This window comes from Thermoanaerobacter thermocopriae JCM 7501 (genome assembly GCF_001310975.1).
GTDB classification, from domain to species: Bacteria; Bacillota; Thermoanaerobacteria; order Thermoanaerobacterales; family Thermoanaerobacteraceae; genus Thermoanaerobacter; species Thermoanaerobacter thermocopriae.
The window spans coordinates 1-1,206 of sequence record NZ_BAZY01000072.1 but is presented as its reverse complement, the minus strand read 5'-3'; the positions used below and the strand labels follow the sequence as shown (position 1 = coordinate 1,206).

The following is a 1,206-nucleotide window of genomic DNA, read 5'->3' as shown; positions in this document are numbered from 1 at the left end:
GAGACTTGTCAAGAATTTTGTGTTTCCAACTTATAACGTAAGTTGTAAGTTGGGTTATGTTATTGATGCATTTTCTAATACTGGGAACTCCATGTTTCCATTTTGTACGGCGTAAGTTCTCTCGCTGTAAGTAAATATTAATTTCTAAGACTTCAACAGACTGAAAGTATCCACCTGAATTTACTCTAATCTTTTCAATCATGCTATTTACACTTTCAACGGCGTTTGTGGTATAGATATGCTTCCTTAATTCCTCAGGGTATTTTATATGGGCAAGATAAAACTCTGCTTTTTCTGATATTGCTTTAACAAATCGAGGATATTTTGAAAGGTATCCATCACAAAGTTCTTTAAATTTCAGTACAGCTTCGTCAAAATCGGAGGAAGAAATTCTAAGTCTGTCTAAACTCTTGTTAAAAGCTGAAGCATCCTCTTTTGTCATATGTTTTCTGACATTACGTTGGAGGTGGACAAAACACAGTTGATGGTCAGCAAGAGGATAAGCAAGTTTGACAGCATCTATAATACCAGGGAAGTCATCACTTATGACAACTAGAATCTCTTTTAGCCCTCTTGTAATTAAGTCTTCAAATACTTTCATCCAATCAGCCTTGTTTTCTTTGCCGAAGAAAGTGTAGACACCGAAAATGTCTTTTTTACCTTCTAAGTCGATACCGAGGACAACATAACAAGTAGCTTGTTTAACCTTAGAATTATCCTTAACTTCACAATGATAACCATCGATGATGAGAGCAAAAGCACTTGTTGGTAGTTCTCTTTGTTTGAATAACTGAAGCTCATTTTTGAGGTCTTCTTTGATTTTTAGTATTTCATTTTCGGAATATGGAAGATTCAAAGCTTTCAAAGTCTGGACAAGGGAACTTTCGGAATAACCATTGACAACTAAAGACATAAGCAGGTCAGTGTATGAACTATCAACTCTTTTGTAGCGGTCAGGAGGATAGAAGGTCGGAAATTACCAGTACGTGTGCGAGGGACAGAGATTTCAAGACTGCCAACAGGAGTTGCAAGTTTTCTATCGTAAAAACCATTGCCTTTGTCATTATCGTTTTTAGCAAGGTAAACAGTTCTTTCCGACAACATAAAACAATCGAGCAAGTTTTCTAAGAGTTGCTTTAAAGCTGGGCGGTTAGGATCATCTTTAGAGCAATACATATTTAATACTTGCTCTACAGCCATGTTTTT

The 1,206-nt window shown here is 36.2% G+C and carries 1 pseudogene; it reads right to left on the bottom strand.

From position 1 onward, the window contains the following. Nucleotides 1-8: 8 nt before the first annotated feature. A pseudogene (locus JCM7501_RS12390) lies at nt 9-1,206 on the bottom strand (IS256 family transposase); the annotation flags it as partial.